The organism is Sphingorhabdus sp. (genome assembly GCF_044357595.1).
Classification (GTDB): Bacteria; Pseudomonadota; Alphaproteobacteria; order Sphingomonadales; family Sphingomonadaceae; genus Sphingorhabdus_B.
This window is the reverse complement of record NZ_JBIKPH010000149.1, coordinates 1-5440: the sequence shown is the minus strand read 5'-3', so window position 1 is coordinate 5440 and position 5440 is coordinate 1. Positions and strand designations below refer to the sequence as shown.

At 55.4% G+C, this 5440-nt stretch carries 7 protein-coding genes and 1 pseudogene; 4 read left to right on the top strand and 4 right to left on the bottom strand.

What is annotated here, in order from left to right:
* The 4 genes and pseudogenes from ACIQ2T_RS11750 to ykgO form a co-directional block, all read right to left on the bottom strand.
* Positions 1-115, bottom strand: a pseudogene (locus tag ACIQ2T_RS11750) (electron transfer flavoprotein subunit beta/FixA family protein); the annotation flags it as partial.
* A 169-nt stretch (positions 116-284) separates the two neighbouring features.
* Positions 285-1493, bottom strand: coding sequence for an ADP-forming succinate--CoA ligase subunit beta (sucC, locus tag ACIQ2T_RS11745; protein WP_306063171.1), 1209 nt, complete (start codon positions 1491-1493; stop codon positions 285-287).
* 162 nt (positions 1494-1655) lie between these two features.
* Positions 1656-2264, bottom strand: coding sequence for an HAD family hydrolase (locus ACIQ2T_RS11740; RefSeq protein WP_397590977.1), 609 nt, complete (start codon positions 2262-2264; stop codon positions 1656-1658).
* Positions 2265-2369: 105 nt separating this feature from the next.
* On the bottom strand, positions 2370-2495 hold the full coding sequence (gene ykgO / locus ACIQ2T_RS11735; RefSeq protein WP_125229386.1) for a type B 50S ribosomal protein L36: 126 nt from the start codon (positions 2493-2495) through the stop codon (positions 2370-2372).
* A gap of 153 nt (positions 2496-2648) precedes the next feature.
* On the opposite strand from ykgO, the gene ACIQ2T_RS11730 reads away from it, so the two are divergent.
* The 4 genes from ACIQ2T_RS11730 to ACIQ2T_RS11715 all read left to right on the top strand — a co-directional run.
* Positions 2649-3242, top strand: coding sequence for a DUF4136 domain-containing protein (locus tag ACIQ2T_RS11730; protein ID WP_397590976.1), 594 nt, complete (start codon positions 2649-2651; stop codon positions 3240-3242).
* Between the two features lie 25 nt (positions 3243-3267).
* Positions 3268-4404, top strand: a complete 1137-nt coding sequence (locus tag ACIQ2T_RS11725; RefSeq protein ID WP_397590975.1) for a M14-type cytosolic carboxypeptidase — start codon at positions 3268-3270, stop codon at positions 4402-4404.
* A gap of 104 nt (positions 4405-4508) precedes the next feature.
* Positions 4509-5192 carry a 2,3-diphosphoglycerate-dependent phosphoglycerate mutase gene (gene gpmA / locus ACIQ2T_RS11720; RefSeq protein WP_397590974.1) on the top strand — a complete coding sequence of 228 codons (684 nt, stop codon included), beginning with the start codon at positions 4509-4511 and terminating at the stop codon, positions 5190-5192.
* A 115-nt stretch (positions 5193-5307) separates the two neighbouring features.
* Positions 5308-5440: AIR carboxylase family protein (locus ACIQ2T_RS11715; RefSeq protein WP_397590978.1), on the top strand; the 133-nt coding region annotated here is incomplete at its 3' end.

Sequence of the window (5440 nt, the reverse complement as noted above, 5' to 3'; positions counted from 1 at the left end):
CAAACGGGTTCATGCTCATTTTGACGTTCGCCAAATCCACGCCCGAACCATCGGGCTTAACCCGCGGTTTTACGTTATAATCGATGACCCGCTTAACGGGGACGATGATCTTCATGTGCTCATCCTTCCATACCGACTCAATGGGACAGATAGATGCCATCCCAAACTGCTGTGCCTATGCTGACCGTTTACGTAAACGTCAAGTGCCTGATCAACCCGTGATATCGAACTTATTCAGCATTTCCATCGGCCCTCAACGCATGTTGGGACCGACGGATACAATCTCAAGCTGCCTTGCGCACTTCTGCGACAATTTTCTCTGCTGCATCGCCCAGATCATTGGCCGACACGATTGGCAGACCGCTATTGGCGAGGATGTCCTTGCCCTGCTGCACATTGGTGCCTTCAAGGCGGACAACAAGCGGCACGGACAGGTTCACTTCCTTAGCAGCGGCGACTATACCGTCAGCGATAATGTCGCATTTCATAATGCCACCGAAGATATTGACCAATATGCCCTTCACGGCAGGGTCCTTCAGGATGATCTTGAACGCAGCCGTCACCTTTTCCTTCGATGCGCCGCCACCAACGTCCAAGAAGTTGGCAGGGAATTCGCCGTTCAGCTTAATGATGTCCATCGTCGCCATCGCAAGGCCAGCGCCATTGACCATGCAGCCGATGTTGCCGTCGAGCTTGATATAAGCAAGGTCATATTCGGATGCTTCGACTTCGGCAGGATCTTCTTCGGTCAGGTCGCGCAGCTCGGCGAGGTCCTTGTGACGGAACATCGCATTGCCATCGAATGCTACCTTGGCGTCCAGCACCAACAGTTCATCGCCATTCTTGCCTTCGCAGACGGCGAGCGGGTTAATTTCGATTTGCTCAGCATCAGTACCGATGAAAGCGCTGTAAAGCCCCGCAAGCACTGTCTGCGCTTGCTTGGCAAGATCCCCCGTCAGGCCAAGCGCCTTTGCAACACTGCGGCCATGGTGCGGTTGGAGGCCCGTGGCTGGATCAATGATGATGGTGTGGATTTTCTCGGGGCTGTCATGCGCCACGTCTTCGATGTTCATGCCACCTTCAGTTGACGCCACAACCGCAATACGGCTGGTCGCACGGTCAACGAGCAAGGCGAGGTAGAATTCCTGCTTAATGTCGGCGCCGTCGGTGATGTATAAACGGTTGACTTGCTTGCCTTCTGGACCAGTCTGGATCGTTACCAGCGTGTTGCCCAACATGTCCTTGGCATGGGCCTCAACCTCATCCAGATTGAACGCCAGACGCACGCCGCCTTTTGCGTCTGGGCCCAGTTCCTTGAACTTGCCCTTGCCACGTCCGCCGGCATGAATTTGCGATTTCACCACATATAAGGGACCAGGCAATTGCTTAGCGGCGGCAACTGCCTCTTCTACGCTCAATGCTGCGATACCGGCAGGGCAGGCCACACCGAATTTTGCGAGCAGTTCTTTGGCCTGATATTCATGGATATTCATGGGAGATTACGTCCTCGGGAAAAGAGAGTTTCGGCGGCTGCTTAAGCACAGACGCGCATTGAATGGAAGGGCTTGCGCCATGTTTTTTGGTTCATGCAGGGCCGCGGACGGCGCAGAGAAATATTTTTAGTGTCTGCGTCCCGCGCCTTTAGGCGCAAAGTTTCAAGGCAGTAAATTGAGCGCAACCAACTCGGCGCGGAGTGATGCTGCATCCCTAAAATGATGTGTGGCAAAACCATTTTCGCGCGCGCTGATGACATTGGCATGATTATCGTCGATAAAAATCGCTTGCCCGGGCCTTATTCCGAAACGCTGCAACGCCAGTGCGTAAATGGCTGGATCAGGCTTCACCAATTTTTCGACTCCCGACACGATTATGTCCTGAAAAAGGTCAAATATTGGCTGTGTCGGACGGAACCCTTCCCAGAACTCTGGGCCAAAATTGGTGATCGCAAACAACGGCACGCCGATTTCGGCGAGTTCCTGCGCAATCTCCAACGACCCCGTGACGGGCCCTGGAATGGTCTCATTGAAACGGGAGGCGTAGGCCGCAATCAACGTGGCATATTTTGGAAATTCAGCAATCCGCTCGGCAACCATATCGTCCAAAGCGCGACCCGCGTCATGTTGAAAATGCCATTCGGGCGTCACGACATGGGTGACGAAAAATTCCAGCTCATCTTTGTCTGCGATCAGCTTGGCAAAAAGATAGCGCAGGTCCCATTCGAAAAGCACTTTGCCAACATCAAACACGACTGTGGTTATCTTCATGATCACAATTTCCTTATCGGCAGGCGCAAAAAAACCGCCCGCGAATCAGATTCGGAGCGGCATTTTGTGAGAGCCATCCGCCTGCAATGCGCAGGCAGGGTCAAATTAACCCTGGCGCGCCTTAAAGCGTGGCTGGGTCTTGTTGATGACATACGTGCGGCCACGGCGGCGAATCACGCGGTTATCGCGATGGCGGCCCTTGAGCGACTTCAGAGAATTAACGACTTTCATCGGATTTGCCCGTCTAATAAATGCAATAAACTTGAATTGAGGGTGCGCTCCTATGGATCGGGCAGCGGAAAGTCAAGCGCGATTGGCCCTATTTGCGGATTAAGCCCCCATAGATTGTTGGATGTGGTAAGGGACAGCCTTAAGGATGTACCCATGATGAAAAATGCTCGGCTTTTGCTGCTTCTCGCGCCTTCCCTCCTGACCGCTTGTGTCGTGCCAACTGGCCCGGTTGAGGTTACGCGCTTCAATCGCGCCGCAGAGGGCGTGCCGTATGGAGCCGGCAGCTTCGCTGTAGCGCTTGTTGGCGAATCGGCATCGGACAGCACGCTTTCGGGGTCGCCTTATCTTGCGGCCGTCGCGCGCGAAATGCAGCGGATCGGCTATCGCGACATAGGAGGCGATGCAGACGTGGTCGCAGAGATCCGTTTCGGCGCCACGATGATTCGTTCGGATCGACGCGCGCCTATATCGGTCGGCGTTGGCGGCTCCACGGGCAGCTATGGCTCCGGTCTGGGCATTGGCCTTGGGATTAACTTGAGCGGCGGTTCAGCAGCTCAGTTGCAGACAACATTGGCCGTTCGCATCGTCCGGCGCAGCGATCGGGTGGTGATTTGGGAAGGCACGGCGGTGCAATTGGCAAAGGCCGGCTCACCCGCCGCCCAACCCGGTATCGCCGCGTCCAAATTGGCCGAATCCTTGTTTAAGGACTTCCCCGGCGTGTCTGGTGCGACTATCCGCGTGCCATAAACTTCATTGCGAGAGCGAACCAAAAATGCCGATTGCTGACATCAACGCCGCCTTCGATAGCGGCAATATCATCGTCCATGCAATGCAGGGCAATGTGGCGACCCTTGGAATCCGCACGGACAAGGATTCGGAATTTGCACAATGGTTCCACTTTCGCGTGGCGTGCACTTCAGGCGAGGAGCTGGAATTGCGTATTACAGGCCTTGAGAGCAGCGCTTATCCTGGCGGCTGGCCCAATTACCGCGCTTGCGTCTCCGAAGACCGCGATTATTGGGGTCGCGCTGATACCAGCTACGACAAGGCGGCGGACGGCGGCACGATGACCATCCGCTACACCCCCGCAAGCGATCTTGCATGGTTTGCTTATTTCGCCCCTTACAGCATGGAACGGCACCATGACCTGATTGCCGAGACGGCATCGCTTGAAGGCGTGACCTATCACTGCCTTGGCCACAGCCTTGAAGGACAACCGATTGATTGCCTTGAAATGGGCAATGGCGAAACGCAGGTCTGGCTGTATGCGCGCCAGCATCCCGGCGAGACTCAAGCTGAATATTGGATCGAAGGCGCGATTGATATGCTGACGGACCTCAGCGATCCGCATACGCGCGTCCTGCTGGAAAAATGCCGATTGCATATCGTGCCCAACTGCAACCCGGATGGAAGCCGCCGTGGGCATTTGCGGACCAATTATCTGGGCGTCAACCTGAACCGCGAATGGGCCGAACCATCGGCAGAACGCAGCCCCGAAGTGCTTGGCATCCGCAACGCGATGGATGAAAAAGGCGTGCATTGGGCCATGGATATTCATGGCGACGAGGCCATTCCTGCGGCCTTCATGGCGGGTTTTGAAGGCATTCCTTCGTGGACCGATGATCAGGGTGAGCGCTATAATGCTTTCATCAACCGCCTTTCGGCGCGCACCCCCGATTTCCAGACCGCGTTGGGTTATACCAAGGCTGGTCCCGGCAGGGCGAACCTGAGCATGTCCACCAACCAATTGGCCGAACGCTTTGGACCCTCGTACCAATGCGTCTCTATGACGTTGGAAATGCCTTATAAAGACACCGTTCATTGCAACGACCCCGAACAAGGCTGGTCCCCCGAACGATGCCGCTTATTGGCGCGCGAATGCCTCGCGACCCTAGCTGAGATGGTGTGAACGGCGACACGCGGATTCTTGAGGATGATCTAACAGGCATTTCATGACCTTGGCGATTTAGCTAACTTGCGTTAGGGCGCGGTCAAACAAATTAGGAATTACGCATGCCCAAACTCATCCTCATCCGTCACGGACAATCGCAGTGGAACCTCGAAAACCGCTTCACGGGTTGGTGGGACGTGGACGTTACCGAAAAAGGCGCAGCCGAGGCATGGGCGGCAGGCGCGTTGATGAAGGCAAAAGGCATCGCGCCGGACGCGGCGTTTACCAGCGTACAAACGCGCGCGATCAAAACGCTCAATCTGGCGCTTGAAGCCATGGGGCGCTTGTGGGTTCCGGTCACCAAGAACTGGCAATTGAATGAGCGGCATTATGGCGGGCTCACCGGGCTGGACAAGGCAGAGACGGCGGCGAAGCATGGTGACGATCAGGTGAAGATATGGCGCCGCAGCTTTGATATCCCGCCGCCGCCGCTTGATGCTGGATCGCCTTATGATCTATCTTCTGATCCGCGCTATGCGGGCATAGATATACCCGCTTCAGAAAGTCTGAAAGACACTATCAACCGCGTTTTGCCTTATTGGGACAGCGCGATAGTGCCGGAATTACAGGCCGGAAAAACCGTTTTGATTTCGGCGCACGGCAACAGCTTGCGCGCGCTGGTCAAGCATTTGTCGGGTATTTCGGATGCCGACATAAGCGGCCTTGAAATCCCTACGGGGCAACCCATCGTGTATGAATTGGACCACCATTTGAACGGCGACTATTACTATCTTTCCGAGCGCTAATTGCGCCCGGCCTCCGCACCTTAGCACATTGGCGGCGAATGCGTCGTTGCTGGATTGCGCCTTTTGCGCCGCAAGGCTAAGGCTTTTGCTATTAAAGGTGTCGGGGGAGTGACATATGACGGAAGCAGCGCCGCTTATTGGCATTATCATGGGAAGCCGTTCGGATTGGGAAACCATGCGTGAGGCTTCAGCGACACTGGCTACGCTCCAAATCCCACATGAATGCAAAGTGGTGTCTGCGCATCGCA